14 protein-coding genes are annotated in these 16,806 nt (G+C 64.7%); 10 read left to right on the top strand and 4 right to left on the bottom strand.

The features are described 5' to 3' along the window. Positions 1-15 precede the first annotated feature (15 nt). Positions 16-1,275 (bottom strand): NAD(P)/FAD-dependent oxidoreductase, encoded by a 1,260-nt coding sequence (locus tag VGM61_RS05705; RefSeq protein WP_331521768.1) that lies wholly within the window; start codon positions 1,273-1,275, stop codon positions 16-18. After that, the gene (locus tag VGM61_RS05700; protein WP_331521767.1) at positions 1,275-2,234 is read right to left on the bottom strand and encodes an acyl-CoA desaturase; all 960 of its coding nucleotides are present in this window, start codon (positions 2,232-2,234) and stop codon (positions 1,275-1,277) included. The genes VGM61_RS05705 and VGM61_RS05700 overlap by 1 nt, the downstream gene beginning before the upstream one ends. Positions 2,235-2,347: 113 nt before the next feature. On the opposite strand from VGM61_RS05700, the gene VGM61_RS05695 reads away from it, so the two are divergent. From VGM61_RS05695 to VGM61_RS05685, 3 genes are all read left to right on the top strand, one after another. Next, positions 2,348-2,908 carry a sigma-70 family RNA polymerase sigma factor gene (locus VGM61_RS05695; protein ID WP_331521766.1) on the top strand — a complete coding sequence of 187 codons (561 nt, stop codon included), beginning with the start codon at positions 2,348-2,350 and terminating at the stop codon, positions 2,906-2,908. Next, the gene (locus VGM61_RS05690) at positions 2,905-3,627 is read left to right on the top strand and encodes an anti-sigma factor (protein WP_331521765.1); all 723 of its coding nucleotides are present in this window, start codon (positions 2,905-2,907) and stop codon (positions 3,625-3,627) included. The genes VGM61_RS05695 and VGM61_RS05690 overlap by 4 nt, the downstream gene beginning before the upstream one ends. A 75-nt stretch (positions 3,628-3,702) precedes the next feature. Beyond that, the gene (locus VGM61_RS05685; protein WP_331521764.1) at positions 3,703-5,622 is read left to right on the top strand and encodes a CocE/NonD family hydrolase; all 1,920 of its coding nucleotides are present in this window, start codon (positions 3,703-3,705) and stop codon (positions 5,620-5,622) included. Positions 5,623-5,630: 8 nt separating this feature from the next. On the opposite strand, the gene VGM61_RS05680 is transcribed toward VGM61_RS05685, so the two are convergent. Both VGM61_RS05680 and hisN read right to left on the bottom strand, forming a co-directional pair. Then, positions 5,631-7,718, bottom strand: coding sequence for a phosphocholine-specific phospholipase C (locus VGM61_RS05680; protein WP_331521763.1), 2,088 nt, complete (start codon positions 7,716-7,718; stop codon positions 5,631-5,633). Continuing rightward, a complete protein-coding gene (gene hisN / locus VGM61_RS05675) occupies positions 7,715-8,518 on the bottom strand; it encodes a histidinol-phosphatase (RefSeq protein WP_331521762.1) in 804 nt (267 codons plus the stop codon). Before hisN ends, VGM61_RS05680 begins: the two co-directional genes overlap by 4 nt. Before the next feature lie 164 nt (positions 8,519-8,682). Between hisN and VGM61_RS05670 the strand changes: the two genes are divergently transcribed. The 7 genes from VGM61_RS05670 to VGM61_RS05640 all read left to right on the top strand — a co-directional run bounded on the left by VGM61_RS05670 (position 8,683) and on the right by VGM61_RS05640 (position 16,784). Then, a complete protein-coding gene (locus VGM61_RS05670; protein ID WP_331521761.1) occupies positions 8,683-9,681 on the top strand; it encodes an ABC transporter substrate-binding protein in 999 nt (332 codons plus the stop codon). A gap of 2 nt (positions 9,682-9,683) precedes the next feature. Next, complete coding sequence (locus VGM61_RS05665) at positions 9,684-10,715, top strand: ABC transporter ATP-binding protein (RefSeq protein ID WP_331521760.1); 1,032 nt, start codon at positions 9,684-9,686, stop codon at positions 10,713-10,715. Continuing rightward, complete coding sequence (locus tag VGM61_RS05660; protein WP_331521759.1) at positions 10,712-12,391, top strand: ABC transporter permease subunit; 1,680 nt, start codon at positions 10,712-10,714, stop codon at positions 12,389-12,391. The genes VGM61_RS05665 and VGM61_RS05660 overlap by 4 nt, the downstream gene beginning before the upstream one ends. After that, positions 12,381-13,151, top strand: a complete 771-nt coding sequence (locus tag VGM61_RS05655; RefSeq protein ID WP_331521758.1) for a DeoR/GlpR family DNA-binding transcription regulator — start codon at positions 12,381-12,383, stop codon at positions 13,149-13,151. Before VGM61_RS05660 ends, VGM61_RS05655 begins: the two co-directional genes overlap by 11 nt. After that, a complete protein-coding gene (locus tag VGM61_RS05650; protein ID WP_331521757.1) occupies positions 13,148-14,533 on the top strand; it encodes an ethanolamine ammonia-lyase subunit EutB in 1,386 nt (461 codons plus the stop codon). The genes VGM61_RS05655 and VGM61_RS05650 overlap by 4 nt, the downstream gene beginning before the upstream one ends. Then, the gene (eutC, locus tag VGM61_RS05645) at positions 14,526-15,278 is read left to right on the top strand and encodes an ethanolamine ammonia-lyase subunit EutC (RefSeq protein ID WP_331521756.1); all 753 of its coding nucleotides are present in this window, start codon (positions 14,526-14,528) and stop codon (positions 15,276-15,278) included. Before VGM61_RS05650 ends, eutC begins: the two co-directional genes overlap by 8 nt. A 69-nt stretch (positions 15,279-15,347) precedes the next feature. Continuing rightward, a complete protein-coding gene (locus VGM61_RS05640) occupies positions 15,348-16,784 on the top strand; it encodes a glycoside hydrolase family 125 protein (protein WP_331521755.1) in 1,437 nt (478 codons plus the stop codon). Positions 16,785-16,806: the final 22 nt, after the last annotated feature.

The following is a 16,806-nucleotide window of genomic DNA, read 5'->3' as shown; positions in this document are numbered from 1 at the left end:
TGGCGCTGGAAAAACTCACGCCAGCGCCTCGCAGCCGGCGGTGGCGCCCAGCGCCTGCACGACGTCGTGCGCGCTGCGCATGCCATCCTCGTGGAAGCCCCAACCCCAATAGGCGCCGGCGAACCATGTATTTCGCTTGCCCTGGATCTCGTGCTTGCGCGCCTTCGCCGCCACCGCCGCATGCGTCTGCACCGGGTGGGAGTAATGCATGCGACGCAGGATCCGCGCCGGGTCGATGGCATCGGTGCGGTTGAGGGTGACGATCAGTGGCTCGGCGCTGGCGATGCCCTGAAGAAGGTTCATGCAATAACTCACCGTGCACGGGTCGTTTGCTTCCGGCCCCACATGCGCGTTCCAGGCGGCCCACGCCCGGCGCCGGCGTGGCAGTACGGAGGCATCGGTGTGAAGCACCGTATCGTTCACCTGATAGGGCAACGCGCCGAGAATCTCGCGCTCGCGGAAGTCGGGGTCGGCAAGCATGTGTAGCGCCTGGTCGCTGTGGCAGGCCAGCACCACGTGGTCGAAGCGCTCGGTGCCGTCGCGAAGTTCCAGCTCTACGCCTTCATCAAGGCGGCGCACGGCAAGAACCGCGCAGTTCAGACGCTCGCGCACATGCCAGCGCTGGCGCATGGCCTTGATGTATGAGGAAGAGCCACCTTCCACCACGCGCCATTGCGGACGATTGCCCAGGTCCAGCATCTGGTGGTTAACCATGAACTGCACCAGGTACCTTGCTGGAAAGCCAAGGATCTGCCGAGACGGCGACGACCACAATGCCGAGGCCATCGGCACCAGGTGGTCGTCGCGGAAAGCCGCGCCGTAGCCCTCGCTGTCGAGGAATTCTCCCAGGGTGGGGCCGGGGCCGGTCGTGTCGAGCAAGGCGGGCGCTTCGCGATAGAAGCGCGCAAGGTCGCGCAACATGCCCCAGAAAGCCGGTGACAGCAGGTTGCGGCTTTGGCAGAACAGGCCACGAAGGTGAGCGGCGTTGTATTCCAGCCCCGAGCCTTCGTTGCGCACCGAAAAACTCATGGTGGTCGGACGCGTGGCCACACCCAGTTCGTCGAACAGTGCCGATAGCAGTGGATAGTGGGCGCGGTTGTGGACGATGAAACCGGTATCCACCACGTGATGGACACCGGCCACTCGCACCTCATGGGTGTGGGTGTGGCCACCCAGGTACGAGGCCTGCTCGAACAAGGTGACTTCGTGGCTGCGCGACAGCTCCCATGCCGAGGCCAGGCCCGCGATGCCCGATCCGACGACGGCGATGCGCATCAACGCACCCTCCGTTGCTTGTCGCCCACCCACGACGGCACAGGCTTCAAATCCCTTACCAGGCCCAGTGCCTGCATCAGGCGCAGGCCGTAGTAGGTTAGGTCGATCTCCCACCAACGGTGTCCCTGGCGCGCGGAGCCGGGGAAGAAGTGGTGGTTGTTGTGCCAGCCTTCGCCGAACGTAATCAGGGCCAGCCATGGGTTATTGCGGCTGTCGTCGCGGGTGCTGTAACGGCGCGAGCCAAAGCGGTGCGCCAGGGAATTGATCGTGACCGTGGCATGGAACAGCACGATCGTCGATACCACGAAACCCCACACCAGCATCTGGCTGCCGGTGGTGTGAAGGCCCGGGGCCAGACGGTTAAGCACGACGCCCACGACGAAAAGCACGCTGGCCAGCAGCACCGGCACGGCGATATCGTATCGGTCGAGCCAGCGCAATTCCCGATAACGGGCCAGATCCGGTACGCGGGAATGGTCCGAGATGAATGCGCGCGGGGTAAGGAACCAACCCATATGGCTCCACAGGAAGCCGTGCACCGTGGGCGAATGCGGATCGAGCGCGGTATCGGCATGGCGGTGGTGGTTGCGGTGGTGGGCGGCCCACCACAGTGGTCCGCGCTGCACGCAGCAAGCGCCGATCACGGCGAAGATGAACTGCACCGGGCGTGAGGTCTTGAACGTTCGGTGGGAGAAATACCGGTGGTAAAACCCGGTGAGTGCGAACATGCGGATCACATACAAGCCCACGGCCGTCCACACGGCCACGGGCGACCAACCCACCCAGAACACGCACGCGCAGGCCACGTGCAGTGCCACGAAGGGGGCAGCGCGCAGCCAGTCGATGCGGTCGGCGCTCGCGCCATCGGCCTGAATGTCCGCGGCGGTGTCGAACCAGCGCCTGAGTGTGCGGGCGGCGGCATTTCGTTCAGTCGCGGGGAATGGAGCCGTGTTCGTCATGATGATTCCCGGTGTCCTGGTCCTTTGTACGGACCGTCCGCCCACCCGGATGCATCTGCCATCACCTGACTTCGTGCTATAGAACGCCTTGGGACACCACGGAAACCATGGCGATGAGCGTGACCAGCCCCGCCGAGCGCGATGAGCTGAACCATTTGCTGGTCCGCACCGGCCAGCAGGACGAAAAAGCTTTCTCCACCCTGTACAGGAAGACTTCCGGGCAGCTCTTCGGGGTGTGCCTGCGCATGATCTCCGACCGGGGACAGGCCGAGGAAATCCTCCAGGAAGCTTATGTCACGGTATGGCGAAGGGCCGCCAGTTTCGACGCTGCCAGGGCCAGCGCGCTGACCTGGCTGGTTACCGTGGTGCGCAACAAGGCCATCGACCGCCTGCGCCAGCACCGCGAAATGACGGGAGGCGATGCGCTGGATTTCGATGCCATTGTCGACGAATCGCCCACGCCGGCGGCCGGCGCCGAGGCCAGCCAGGAATACCAGCGTCTGCAAGAGTGCATGGGGGAACTGGAGCCGCGGCAACGCACGTCCGTACGTGAAGCCTTTTTCACCGGAGCTACGTATAACGAACTGGCTGCACGCGCCAAGGTGCCGCTCGGAACCATGAAAAGCTGGATCCGCCGTAGCCTCCTGCAGCTCCGGGCCTGCCTGAACGCATGAACAGCACCTTCGAGTCCGACAACGAAAACCTCCGCTACGGCGAATATGTGCTGGGCCTTCTCGATGCCGACGCGCGGGCGGGTGTAGCGCGGGAAATCGAGGCCAACGGCGAAGCTGCAGCCGCCGTGGCCCTGTGGCAGCGCCACCTGATGCCCCTGGCGTCGGATATTCGCGCCGTCACCCCGCCCGCGCACGTATGGGCACGCATCCAGCGCACTTTGCTTCTGGGACGCCCGGAACCCAAGCGCGAGCCAAAGGGTTGGTGGGACAACGCCGTGGTCTGGCGCTGGCTGGGCATGGGCGCTACGGCGGTTGCCTTTGCCCTGGCCGTGATCGTGGTGCGTCCACTGACGCATCGTGCAGTGGTTTCACAGCCGTCGGGCCTGATGGTCTCGACCATCGCCGTCGGCAACGGCGCTGCCGGCTGGACGGCCACCATGGATCTGGACCGCAAACAGATCCTGGTGGTACCGGCATCGCCCGAACCGCTGGCCAGCGGCCGCGACACTGAGCTTTGGCTTATTCCGGCGGGCGGCAAGCCCATCGCCGTGGGTGTGTTCAAGCACGATCAGCCCACGGCGTTGAAGCTCAGCGACGCGCTGCTATCAAGGCTAGGGCCCACGGCGACACTTGCCGTGTCGGTAGAGCCAACTGGCGGCTCGCCCACCGGTCAGCCGACCGGCCCGGTCATCGGCCAGGGTGCGATTCGCGGCGTGTAACGCACTAGTAACGCCACAGAATTGCAACTGTACCTAAAATGCCACACGATGCAGGCTCACCTGAGGGAGTCCGCCATGCGCCGCCTGTTGTTGCTCGCCCTCGCCCTGGGCCTTGTCGCCACGTCGCTGCAAGCAGCCCAGTACAGCGCGCTGCCTGACGAAACACCCGCGCATTTCGTCGCCCCTACGCAGGGCATGGATTTCGAAAAGCGCGACGTGATGATCCCCATGCGCGACGGCGCGAAGCTGCACACGGTGATCCTTGTGCCCAAGGGCGCCAGGCACGCGGCGATGCTGCTAACCCGCACGCCATACAGTGCGTCGGCCATGGCCAGCCGCGCGGCGAGTGGCAGCCTGGAGATGGTGCTGGCCGGCTACGACAACGCTGCCGACATCATCGTGCAGGACGGCTACATCCGTGTTCTGCAGGACATCCGCGGCAAATATGCCTCGGAGGGGGATTTCGTCATGAACCGGCCGCTGCGCGGGCCGCAGAATCCCACGCCGGTGGATGAATCCACCGACACATGGGACACCATCGACTGGTTGGTGAAGAACGTCCCTGAGTCCAATGGCAAGGTCGGCACGCTGGGCATTTCCTACGATGGCTTCGAGCCGCTGATGGCGCTGGTGAATCCGCATCCGGCGCTGAAGGTATCGGTGCCGATGAACCCGATGGTGGACGGCTGGCGCGGCGACGACTGGTTCCACAATGGTGCCTTCCGCCAGACGATGCTGGCTTACATCCTGGACCACCAGTCGGTGCGCGGCGAAGGCGACGGCTGGTTCACCAACGACTTCGACGATTACGCCTCGTACCTGTCCGGCGGTTCGGCCGGCGATATCGCCCGCGCCCATGGCATGGATCAGCTTGGCTTCTGGCGGAAGATCGTGGCCCATCCTGCCTACGACGCCTTCTGGCAGGACCAAGCCCTGGACAAGATACTGGCTGGCCAGCCGTTGAAGGTGCCCACGATGCTGGTGCATTCGCTGTGGGACCAGGAAGACATCTACGGCGCGATGGCCGTGTACAAAGCCATCAAACCGAAGGACACCGGCAACGACAAGGTGTTCCTGGTGATCGGGCCCTGGCACCACGGCCAGGAAATCGGCGATGCCAGCAGCCTGGGCGCCATCAAGTTCGGCAGCGATACCGGTTTGTCTTTCCGCCAGGACGTGCTGCGGCCGTTCCTGGCGCGCTATCTCAAGGACGACGCGCCGAAGGTGGACATCGCGCCGGTCACCGCCTACCAGACGGGAACCAACCGTTGGCAGAAGCTTAAATCCTGGCCCGGTTGCGAGGGCGCTTGCGAACGTCCGTTGTACCTTGGCGCCGGATCGTCGCTTTCTTTCGTAGAGCCCAAGGACAAGGGCAGCGATCAATACGTCTCCGATCCTGCCAAGCCCGTGCCGTTCGTACCTCGCCCGGTGCACGCCTCGGGCGATCCCTGGCGACATTGGCTCACCACCGACCAGCGGATGTTTTCCGACCGCACGGATGTTCTCACCTTCACCACGGACGTACTCGATGCGCCGGTGGCGATCGCAGGTTCGCCCGTGGCCCACCTGGTGGCATCGACTTCCGGCACCGATAGCGACTGGGTAGTGAAGCTGATCGATGTCTATCCCGGCCAGGTAGCGGCGCAGCCGGAGATGGGTGGCTTCCAGTTGATGGTGGCCGGTGACATCTTCCGCGGACGCTATCGGCAGGGCCTGGACAAACCGGCGCCGATCCCGGCGAACACACCGCAGGAATATACCTTTGCGCTGCCCACTGCCAACCACGTGTTCCTGCCCGGCCATCGCATCATGGTGCAGGTGCAGTCCAGCTGGTTCCCGCTTTACGACCGCAATCCGCAAACGTACGTCGACAACATCTTCAATGCGAAGCCGGCGGATTACCGCCGTGCCACACAGACGGTATGGCATGGACCGGGTGGCGAAAGCCGCATCGACTTGCCCGTGGTTCCGTTAGGGGCGAAAGCCAAGCGGTAACAGTTGCCTCAGGCCATGCCCATGCGCGGATCGCTTATGCCTGGGCGACCGCTTTCAACGCGACCAGCTGCGCGCCAAAGCACACTACCGGCAACACTCACCGTCACATCGTGCCAGCCGTGCGACGGCGTGAGGTCCCAGGTGAGCGTCTGCGTTGCGGCACCAGCTAACGCGAGCTTTTTCTCAACCTCAAGATATGCCTCGCGGATGTTGAGTGTACCGGCCGTGTCGGCTGCACCTGGTGTGATGGAAACCACCAGGTTCATGCCGTCGATCGTTGAGCTTATGTCCGGCCCGGTGCCATCACCGCGGAATTCCCTCAGGAAGCCCGGCGGTCCGTGCACGATGAGTGCATGCAGCGCACCGTCCCAGTGATCGGTAAAGTGGTCACCGGCCGCCAGTGCATAGCGGCGTGGTGCATCATCCGGGTGAGTGTGGTCGTAGACGTAGAATGCAACGCCTGTATCGCCGGTATTGCTGAAGTCGATGAGTGCGCGATCGCCACCGCGGCGTGACTGCACATCGTAGGCGTAGGGCAGGGCACGCGAGGGCCTTGTGCCCGCAGGCTGCTTTGGCAGGCCGCCATCGCGCACCACCACCGGTTCGGTTGAAGTTACCAAAGGCTTCGGTTTGGCCAGTCGCGGCGGTGGCGCTGGTGTGGCGGTGAAATCGAACGCGGCGGTCAGGTCGCCGCAGATCGACCTGCGCCACGGGCTGATGTTGGGTTCGTGCACATCGAAGCGTTTTTCAAGGAAGCGCAGCACCGAAGTGTGATCGAACACCTGCGAGCAGACCCAGCCACCGGCGGTCCATGGCGAGGCGATGATCATCGGTACCCGCGTGCCCAGCCCCACCGGTTGTTCGCCGCCGGGATCGGCTCCCGGGACCAGTGGATTCTTTGCCTTGGGAAAACGGTCAAGGTCCAGGAACTCATCGTCGATGCCTTCCTGCAGCGATGCAGACAGAAGACCGTGCGCGCCTTGCTGGCTCGATCGCGGTGGCATAGGAGGCACGATGTGGTCGAACAGCCCGTCGTTCTCATCGTAATTGACGATGAAGACGGTACCGGCCCATACATCCGGATTCGCCGTGAGTGCCTCGAGCACGCGATCGATGTAGAGGGCTCCATCGCTCGGGCTGGCATCGGGATGTTCGCTGTACTTGAACGGTGCGACCACATACGAAACCGCAGGCAGGCGATTGGCCAGCACATCGGCGCGGAACTGACGCAGGCTGCGGTTGGTCACACCCTTGCGCACCAGTGCACCGTGCGGATCGGCGCCCTCGGCCACCTGGAAGGCGGCGAAGAATTCCAGCGAATTGTCGGTGAAATTGTCGACAGGATCGCCAGGATCACCCGTGCCGCCCTGGTAGAGCCGCCAGCTCACACCGGCCCGTTCCAGACGCTCGGGGTAGGTGGTCCAGCCGTATCCGTTCTTCTTCGGCCGCTCCTCGATGCCCGGGCCATTGCCGCGCGACCCTAAGCGATTGCGCGGGTCGGCGGTGCCGGAGAACAGGTACATGCGGTTGATCGCGGTGTCCGACATTGCCGAGGCGAAGTTGGCGTCGCAAAGGGTGAAGGCGTTGGCAAGCGCGTGGTGGTAGGCCACTTCGTCCGGACGCAGGTAGCCCATGGTCAGCGGATCCTGCTTTTGCGTCACCCAGCTGTCGTAGCGTCCCTGGTTCCAGGCCAGGTGCCCGCTGCTCCACCCGTGGTCGGTCCCGGGCAGATGCTCGCCATGGCGACGCGGATCCATCGGGAACGGCCACACGTGGGTCGCATCGGCCGGCACGCCTCGCGGCTTGTAAAGTTTGCTGCGAATGCTCGCCGCGGGCTGGCGCCATACCGGGCTGCCGTCGGGGAACAGCAGCGGGCGTGGATCGCCAAAACCGCGCACGCCGCGCATCAACCCGAAGTAGTGATCGAAGGAGCGGTTCTCCTGCATCAGGATCACCACATGACGTACATCAAGAATGCTGCCGGTGGTGCGCCGGGCGGGGATGGCCAGGGCACGTGCGATGGCCGTCGGCAGCATGGCGGCTGCCGCGGCTGCGGCCGACGCCGATAGGAACCGGCGGCGGCCCGGATCGGTCACGCTAGTTTTTCCAGGATCTGGCGATGCAACTCCGGCGTGGCGGCGGCCACCACGCGGCCGCTGCCTTCGATGCCGAGCGGCTCACCGCGCCAGCCGGTGATCACGCCGCCAGCGCCTTCGATCACCGGAGCCAGCGAAAGGTAATCGTAGGGCTGCAACTGCGCTTCCACCACGGCATCCAGGTGGCCGGAGGCCAGCATCGCGTAGCTGTAACAATCGCCGCCAAAACGGCGGGTCTGCGCTGCCGCGGTGACACGCTCGAAGGCGGCGCGCTCGTCGCCGGTGAAAATATCCGGTGATGTGCAATAGACAGTGGCGTCAGCCAGTTCGCGGCAATCTCGTGTGTGGACGGCCCGGCCGTTGTAGAGCGTGGCCTGGCCGGGCGCACCGGTCCAGCGTTCATCCATGAAGGGAATATCCACCAGGCCCAGCACCGGCTTGCCGCGGTGGAGCAGGGCGATCAAGGTTCCCCACAGCGGCCAGCCGGAAATGAAGCTGCGGGTGCCGTCGATCGGGTCCACCACCCAGACGTGCTCGGCGTCCAGGTGGGCGCGGCCGTGTTCCTCGCCCAGGATGCCGTGGCCGGGAAAAGCCTGGGCGATCTCCTGCCGGATCATTGCCTCGATGCTGCGGTCGACGGCCGTCACCGGGCTGTCGTCGGCCTTATGCTGCACATGGAGGTCGCGCCGGAAGGCGGCAAGCGAAATCTCGCGGGCAAGGTCGGCCAGGCGGCCGGCGAAGGCGGCCATGCCTGGTGCCGTCAGGGCATCGGGGGCGGCGCCTCGGCGAAGGTTTGACATCGATGGGTGCTCCGGGGCTTCTTTCCTTAGCCAGCGGGCATGATGACATCCGGGCGTGGCGTTTGCCAGATGTTTGCCTAAATTTAGCAATAGTCCACAAATTGCCACATTGGCGTGTTACAAATCGGCTACGGCCAAGGCGGCCGTCCAGGGCAGGTTTTCAGATGGGCATCCGTGGCGCGATCACTGGCGTACTTATCCTTTGCCTGCTGGCACCGGCCACGCTACGCGCCCAGACGCTCACCGTCTACTCAGCGCTCGAGGAAGATGAGATAGCCGCCTATCTGGACGGCGCGCACAAGGCGCTGCCCGACATCACCATCAACGTGATGCGCCTGTCCACCGGCGACCTCGCCGCGCGCCTGCTGGCCGAGTCCGCCGCGCCGCGCAACGACGTGGTCTGGGGCCAGGCCGTGTCGAGCCTGCTCGATCCTCGCCTGGCTGGGCTGCTGGCCCCGCTTTCCTCGCCCCGCATCGATGCCATGCCCTCGCGCTACCGCGATGCCACCTGGTATGCGCCGACGGGTTACGTCACCGCATTCTGCGTCAATACCGAGGCGTTGGCGTCACGCCATCTGCCGATGCCCAAGACGTGGGCAGACCTGGCCAGGCCCGTTTACCGCGGCGAGGTGGTGATGCCCGATGCGGCATCCTCGGGCGTGGGTTTCATGCAGGTCTCGGCGATCACCCAGCTGATGGGTGAACGTGGCTGGGCGCTGTTGGGAAAGATCGGCCGCAACGTGGCGCAGTACACGCCGTCGGGATCGAGCCCCTGCAAGCTTGCCCGCACCGGTGAATATGCCATCGGCGTGTCGCTGGCGTTCGTGGCGCTGCAGTCGATCGACGCCGGCTACCCGGTGACGATGGTGGTGCCGTCGGACAACGTCGGCTACGAGCTGGAAGGCTCGGCGATCATGAAGGCATCGACGAACAAGGCCGCGGCCACGCGGTTCCTTGACTACCTTGCTTCCCCCGATGCTGCGCGCATCTATGCCCGCTTCAAGACGATCGTGACGGTGCCGGGTGCAAAACCCGACGCACGACAGGTACAGATGGGCCTTCCCGCTGATCTTGACACTCGCCTGGCGCCGGTGGATTTCCGCGTTGCCGCGCGCGAGCGTTCGGCCATCATCGCGCGCTTCAAGACGCTGGAGGATCACTGAGCATGGATGCCGTCCACGCCGATGCCACACGGCTTTCCGTCGACTCACTGGGCAAGTCGTTCGATGGTGTGCCGGTGCTTCACGATATTTCCCTGCATGCGCAGGCGGGAGAATTCATTTGTCTGCTGGGCCCCAGCGGTTGCGGCAAGACCACCTTGCTGCGGATCATCGCCGGTCTTGAGGATGCCTCCAGCGGCACGGTCCGGTTGGGCGGCCGCGACCTTGCCGGCGTGCCGGCGCGCGAACGTGGCTTCGGCATCGTGTTCCAGTCGTATTCGCTGTTCCCGACCATGACGGTGGCGCAGAACGTCGGCTACGGCATGCGCATCCGCGGTGCCAGTGGCCAGGCAGTGTCCAGTCGCGTGGATGAACTGCTTGGCATGACCGGTATGGCGGGCCATGCCGGCCGTTTGCCCTGGCAGTTATCCGGTGGCCAGCAGCAGCGCGTGGCCATGGCCCGCGCGCTGGCGGTGAATCCGTCGGTATTGCTGCTGGACGAACCGTTCTCGGCGCTCGATGCCCGCGTGCGCGTGCAGTTGCGCGGCGAAGTACATGCGTTGCAGCGGCGTCTGCGCGTCCCCACCTTGATGGTGACCCATGACCAGGAAGAGGCGCTGGTGCTGGCCGACCGCGTGGCATGCATGAATGAGGGGCGCATCGAGCAAGTCGGTACCCCGCGGGAGATCTACGCCCGGCCGCGCACGCGATTCGTCGCCAGCTTCATCGGCGCGTCCACCCTGCTCGATACCGCTTTCGTGCGCGGATACGCGCCTGCGTTGCTCGAGGGCCGGCCAAGCGGCGCCGAGAACGCCTTCGAGGCCTGCGTGCGGCCCGAGGACGTTCGGCTGGACGTGGATCCCTCGGGCGACGCACGCGTGGTGGATATACAGTTTTTAGGTTCCGTGGCGCGGGTCACGGCGCAGTGGCACGGCAAGCTGCTGCTGGTGGACATGCATCCTTCACGCACACCGGCGCCGGGCGACATGGCGAGCGTCTGGGTGGATCCTTCGCACTGCACATGGGTGACCACATGAGCGCGGCTGCCTGGTCGCTGGCACCGGTACGGCGCGAGCGCGCCTGGCGGCCGGTATTCATCGCATTGGCCACGCTACCGGTGTTGGGGCTCGCGGTATTCGTTGCGTGGCCGCTGGCGTTGATCGTGCTGCGCAGTTTCACCGGTGACGATCATGCGTGGACGTTCGCCCGCTACGCTACCTTGCTGGCGTCGCCGCGAGTGCTGCAAGCAGGCTGGCACAGCCTCGCCATGGGCGTCACGGTGACGGCCATCAGTGTGTCGGCGGGGTTCGTCGTGGCCTTCGCGCTGCACCGTTCGCGCCTGCGGGGCAAGGCCGCCATGCGCTTTGTCCTGCTGCTGCCGATCCTCTCGCCGTCGCTGGTGCAGGCACTGGGTATCATTTTCCTGCTGGGCCGCGCGGGGTTGGTACACCAGCTTACCGGCTGGAATATCGATCTTTACGGTTTCTGGGGGCTGGTCTTTGCCAACGCCTGCTATGGCCTGCCCCAGGTGGTGCTGATCGTGTCCTCGAGCCTGGAGCGCACCGACCGCCGCTACTACGACGGCGCCGAGGTACTGGGCGCTTCACGCTGGCGCCAGTTCCTGGACATCACCCTGCCGCAGTGCCGTTATGCGCTGGTGGCCGCGGCCTTCGTGGTTTTCACGGTTACCGTGACCGACTTCGGCAATGCCATCGTCATCGGTGGGCGCTACCGGGTACTGGCCACGGAAATCTATGCCGAGGTGGCCGGACAGCTGGACTTCGGCATGGGCGCGGCGATCGGCACGGTATTGCTGTTGCCGGCGGTGCTGTCGATTGCCGTTGAACGCGTGGTCGCGCGGCGTAGAGTGCGCACTGCCGATGGAGCGATGGTGGTGCAGCCACCCCGGAATCTTGCCCGCGACACCGCGTTGGGCCTGATGGCGTTCGCCGCTCTGCTGCCCATCCTTGCCACGACCGCCATCGTGGTCTACGCAAGCTTCGCCCGTCTTTGGCCGTACAAACTCGGGATGACCCTGGCCAACTACCATGTGAACCTCGCCGACGGCTTCGCGCCGATCGTGACCTCGCTTGAAGTTTCCCTGCTGGCGGCATTCGTGGGCACGGCGTTGTTGTTCAGCCTGGCCCTGGCCCAGCGGCGCATGCGCGGATCGCTTGCGGCGGCATGCAGCTTCCTGGCCCTGCTGCCGGCGGCGGTGCCGGGGCTGGTACTGGGCATCGGCTATCTGGTGGCCTTCAACGACGGGCCGTTGTCCGGCTGGCTGTACGGATCGATAGCCATTCTTGTGGCGTGCAATTTTTATCACTACCACGCGCAAGGGTATCTTGCGATGGTGTCGGGGCTGCGTAACGTACCAGCAGCTCTGGAGGAAGCCGTGGATTGCCTTGGCGCCGGTACCGTCCGACGTATTGGCGAGGTGGTGTTGCCATACGCGGCCCCCACTTTGGCATCGGTGTTCTTTTTTCTTTTCATGCGCTCGATGGTGACTTTGTCGGGCGTGGTATTCCTGGTGACGCCTGCGCTGAATCTGGCGGCGGTGGCAGTAATGCAGCTGGACATGAATGGTTCGGTGTCACAGGCGGCGGCGTACGCCACCTGTGTGATGGTAGTGACGGGCCTGGCGGTGGCGGCGATGCGCCTGGCCGCGGCACGCGCCTCGATGATGGTCAAAAGGAGTCGACATGTGGCATGAAGATCGCTACCGCCTGATCCGCGGCATGCTGAAGGTAAACGGGCATGTTTCGGTGGAACGCATCGTGGCGGAACTGGACGTATCGCGCGAAACCGTACGCCGTGACCTGGTGGAACTGGAAGCGTTGGGTGACATCCGCCGCGTGCACGGTGGCGCGGTACTGGTGGAAGACGGCGAGCCGCCGATCGATGTGCGCGCGGAAACCCGCGTGCGCGAGAAGCGCGCCATCGCGCGCAGGGTGGCCACCCTGGTCGAACATGGCCAGACCCTCTTCATGGACGCCGGCAGTACTACCTCGTTGATCGCCGAGGCCTTGTCCGCACACATGGGACTGACCGTGATCACCAACTCCGTGGATGCGGCGCGGCGCCTGGCAGGTTCCGGCGATGCCCCGGGCCGCAATCGCGTGCACCTGCTCGGCGGTGAATTCGGCGCCGCGGTAGGCCATACCTATGGGGCGGCGTGTGTCGCCGAGATATCACGCTTCCAGCCAGACCTGGCCATCCTGTCGCCCGTGGGCGTGGATGCCACCACCGGGGCTACCAGTTTCCTCGGTGAGGAAGCGGAAGTCGCCCGCGCCATGGCCACCCACGCAAAGCAGGTATTGATAGCAGCCGATTACGCCAAGATCGGCGTGCGCAGCCGCATCGGCTACTGCATGCCCAAGGATATCGACGTGCTGGTAACCAACCGCCGGGCCGGCAAGGCCGCGGGGATGGCCGCCGTGGCAAAAGCGGTAGGGAGCGTGGAACTGGCATGAGCCTGCGCGCCGCCATCGCCGGTCGCGTGCATGCCTTCGATGGCCTGCGCTCGGTGCTGGCAAAGGCAAGTCCCCTGCGTTCGGGCGATGTGTTGGCCGGTGTGGCGGCAACCGATGAACTCGAGCGCATGGCCGCACGCATCGTCCTGGCCGATGTGCCACTGGCACGCTTCCTGGAGGACGCCCTCGTTCCCTACGAGGACGACGAAGTCACACGGTTGATCATCGACGGGCACGACAGCGTTGCATTCGCACCGGTGTCGCACCTGACCGTCGGCGAATTTCGTGAGTGGCTGCTCCAGGCCGATGGCGACGCACTCACTGCCGTGTCGTCAGGGCTTACCCCGGAGATGGTTGCCGCGGCGAGCAAACTGATGCGTAACCAGGAACTGATCCAGGTAGCCAGCCGCCGCCGCGTGGTCACGGCGTTTCGCAACACCCTGGGCCTGCCCGGCCACATGTCCACGCGCCTGCAGCCGAACCATCCCACCGACAGCATCGCCGGCATCGCCGCCTCCATGATCGATGGCCTGATGTACGGCAGCGGCGACGCGGTGATCGGTATCAATCCGGCGGGGGATTCGCTTTCTACCGTTGTCGGCACGCTGGCCATGCTCGATGAGTTCCGCCAGCGATACAACGTACCCACGCAGTCGTGCGTGCTCACCCATGCCACCAACACCTTGCGCGCGATCGAGCGCGGGGCGCCAGTGGACCTTGTCTTCCAGTCGATCGCAGGCACGGAGGCCGCCAATGATAGCTTCGGCATATCGCTGGCGCTGCTCGACGAAGCCCATGATGCGGGCAGGTCGCTCCAACGCGGTAGCGTGGGGCAAAACCTCATGTACTTCGAGACGGGGCAGGGCAGTGCGCTGTCGGCCAACGCACACCACGGCATGGACCAGCAGACCTGCGAGGCCCGCGCCTATGCCGTGGCGCGCAGGTACCAGCCGTTGCTGGTCAATACCGTGGTGGGTTTCATCGGCCCCGAATACCTTTATGACGGCAAGCAGATCATCCGCGCCGGCCTCGAGGACCACTTCTGCGCCAAGTTGCTGGGACTGCCGATGGGCTGTGACATCTGCTACACCAACCACGCCGAGGCCGATCAGGACGACATGGATACCCTGCTCACCCTGCTTGGTGTGGCGGGGGTGAATTTCATCATGGGCGTGCCCGGCGCCGACGACGTGATGCTCAATTACCAGAGCACCTCGTTCCACGATGCTCTTTACGTGCGCGACGTGCTGGGCCTGAAAGCCGCGCCGGAATTCCAGGCATGGCTGGACACCATGGGCATCGGCACCGACCGGCGCCTGCCCGACGATGGCGGCCGCCATCGACTCCTCGACGATGCGCAACGCTGGATAGCCCATGACTGATCGCACCATCCCCCGGCCGTGGCAACTGCTGCGCGAACTCACGCCAGCCCGTATCGGCACGGGGCGTGTCGGCACGTCGGTGTCCACCGCCGATTCATTGGCCTTCGGTGTGGACTGCGCCCGCGCACGCGACGCAGTGCATTTGCCGTTCGACGCCCAGGGCATGGCCGACGCGCTTGCCGAACGTGGCCAGCATGCGTTGGTCGTGCGAAGCGCGGCGGCCGATCGCCGCGAATACCTGTTGCGCCCCGATCTGGGTCGATGCCTGGATGATGCCGGGCGCCAATGGCTGGAGTCGAAGGCCCGGTCGTGCGACGTGGCTTTCATGATCGCCGATGGTCTTTCCGCGCTTGCCACTGAACATGCTCTGCCGTTGCTCGATGTCTTGCGGCCTCGTCTGGCCGGCCTTACCGTCGGGCCCACCGTGATAGCCACGCAGGCACGCGTTGCATTAGGCGACGAAGTGGGCCAGCTGTTGCAGGCACGGCTGGTGGTGGTGCTGATCGGCGAACGTCCGGGGCTGTCGTCGCCCGATAGCCTGGCGGCCTATCTCACCTATGCGCCGCGCGTGGGCCGTACCGATGCCGAGCGCAATTGCGTGTCCAACATCAGGCCGGCAGGGCTTGGTTATGCCAGTGCAGCGGCAACACTGGGTTATCTCATTACCCAGTCACTCGCGCGTGGCATCAGCGGCATCGCGCTAAAGGACGATAGCGACACGCCGCCGGGGTTGCCCGGTGCGTAGACTGGCATCTTTTGCCCGACCGGGTTACGGTCACGGTGGTATGTGCACTCTCTTATACGGGAATAACGCATGACGACACGACGCGAGGTGCTCAAATGGAGCGCCATGGGTAGCCTTGCCGCGGCCATGGCGCCGCCACTGGCCCTTGCGGCCGCCTCGCCGCCAGCTTCGGGCTTCGTCAGCCGGCGCCCGGCCAAGGCCGATCGCTGCTTTACGTCAGTAGCCGTAGAGACGGCCATCGCCGCCACGAAAAAGCGCATCGGCGATCCGGAGCTGGCGTGGCTGTTCGAGAACTGCCTGCCCAATAGCCTGGACACCACGGTGAAGCTGGGAACGGTGGACGGCAAACCCGATACCTTCGTGATCACCGGCGACATCGACGCCATGTGGCTTCGCGATTCGTCGGCGCAGGTCTGGCCTTACCTGGCCTTCCTTAAGCAGGACAAGCCGCTGGCGCTCCTGGTGCAGGGCGTGATCCATCGCCAGGCACGCTGCATCCTGCTTGATCCTTACGCCAATGCCTTCCTGCACGATCCATCCTCCAAGCCATTGACGTGGAGCGGCTCGGACATCACCACGATGAAGCCTGGCGTTGGCGAGCGGAAGTACGAGCTCGATTCGCTGTGTTACCCCATACGCCTGGCGCACGGCTACTGGAAGGCCACGGGCGATGCCACGCCATTTGACGCTACGTGGCTCAAAGCCATGAAGCTTGCCGTGGCCACCATGCGCGAGCAGCAGCGCAAGCATGGTCCTGGTCCATATACATTCCAGCGCCCCTCGCCGATAAGCACCGAATCGGTACCGCTGAGCGGTTATGGCAATCCATCGCGCCCGGTGGGCCTGATCCACTCGATGTTCCGCCCATCCGACGACGCATGCATCCTGCCGTACCTCATTCCGTCGAACCTGTTTGCCGTGGCGAGCCTGCGGCAGCTGGCCGAGATGGCCAATGCCGTGGCGCACGACGCGGCCTTCGCCAATGAATGCAAGTCGCTGGCCGATGAGGTAGACCGCGCGCTTGCGGCGTATGGCACCATGCAGACATCCACCGGCAAGGTCTGGGCCTATGAAGTGGACGGTTACGGCAACCAGTTGTTCATGGATGACGCCAACGCGCCGGGCTTGCTGAGCCTGGCCTATCTTGGTTGTTGCAGGCAGGACGATCCGCTTTACCAGGCCACGCGCAAGCGTGCGTGGAGCGAAGACAACCCGTATTTCTTCAAGGGCACCGCCGCCAGCGGCATTGGCGGCCCACACCAGGGCATGCGTCTGATCTGGCCGATGTCGATCATCGTGAAGGCGTTGTCCAGCAGCGACGACGGCGAGATCCGCCAGTGCCTGCAATGGCTCAAGACCACCCATGCCGGCATGGGTTTCATGCATGAATCCTTCGACCAGGACAATCCCGCCAAATACACGCGCGCGTGGTTTGCCTGGGCAAATACCCTGTTCGGGGAATTGATCCTCAAAGTGGCCCGCGAGCGCCCCGCGCTGCTGGCCTGAACCTTTCCACGGAGTACAAAAT

The organism is Pinirhizobacter sp., from assembly GCF_036499745.1.
Lineage (GTDB): Bacteria > Pseudomonadota > Gammaproteobacteria > Xanthomonadales > Rhodanobacteraceae > Pinirhizobacter.
Note: the sequence above shows the minus strand (reverse complement) of the source record. Positions and strands in the feature narration are given on the sequence as shown.

What these genes read in the sequence shown, in the direction of transcription:
- eutC (WP_331521756.1), top strand. Translation starts at nt 14,526, where the DNA reads ATGACTGATCGCACCATCCCCCGGCCGTGGCAACTGCTGCGCGAACTC.
- hisN (WP_331521762.1), bottom strand. Translation starts at nt 8,518, where the DNA reads ATGTCAAACCTTCGCCGAGGCGCCGCCCCCGATGCCCTGACGGCACCA.
- VGM61_RS05695 (WP_331521766.1), top strand. Translation starts at nt 2,348, where the DNA reads ATGAGCGTGACCAGCCCCGCCGAGCGCGATGAGCTGAACCATTTGCTG.
- VGM61_RS05640 (WP_331521755.1), top strand. Translation starts at nt 15,348, where the DNA reads ATGACGACACGACGCGAGGTGCTCAAATGGAGCGCCATGGGTAGCCTT.
- VGM61_RS05685 (WP_331521764.1), top strand. Translation starts at nt 3,703, where the DNA reads ATGCGCCGCCTGTTGTTGCTCGCCCTCGCCCTGGGCCTTGTCGCCACG.
- VGM61_RS05660 (WP_331521759.1), top strand. Translation starts at nt 10,712, where the DNA reads ATGAGCGCGGCTGCCTGGTCGCTGGCACCGGTACGGCGCGAGCGCGCC.
- VGM61_RS05650 (WP_331521757.1), top strand. Translation starts at nt 13,148, where the DNA reads ATGAGCCTGCGCGCCGCCATCGCCGGTCGCGTGCATGCCTTCGATGGC.
- VGM61_RS05665 (WP_331521760.1), top strand. Translation starts at nt 9,684, where the DNA reads ATGGATGCCGTCCACGCCGATGCCACACGGCTTTCCGTCGACTCACTG.
- VGM61_RS05690 (WP_331521765.1), top strand. Translation starts at nt 2,905, where the DNA reads ATGAACAGCACCTTCGAGTCCGACAACGAAAACCTCCGCTACGGCGAA.
- VGM61_RS05655 (WP_331521758.1), top strand. Translation starts at nt 12,381, where the DNA reads ATGTGGCATGAAGATCGCTACCGCCTGATCCGCGGCATGCTGAAGGTA.
- VGM61_RS05700 (WP_331521767.1), bottom strand. Translation starts at nt 2,234, where the DNA reads ATGACGAACACGGCTCCATTCCCCGCGACTGAACGAAATGCCGCCGCC.
- VGM61_RS05670 (WP_331521761.1), top strand. Translation starts at nt 8,683, where the DNA reads ATGGGCATCCGTGGCGCGATCACTGGCGTACTTATCCTTTGCCTGCTG.
- VGM61_RS05705 (WP_331521768.1), bottom strand. Translation starts at nt 1,275, where the DNA reads ATGCGCATCGCCGTCGTCGGATCGGGCATCGCGGGCCTGGCCTCGGCA.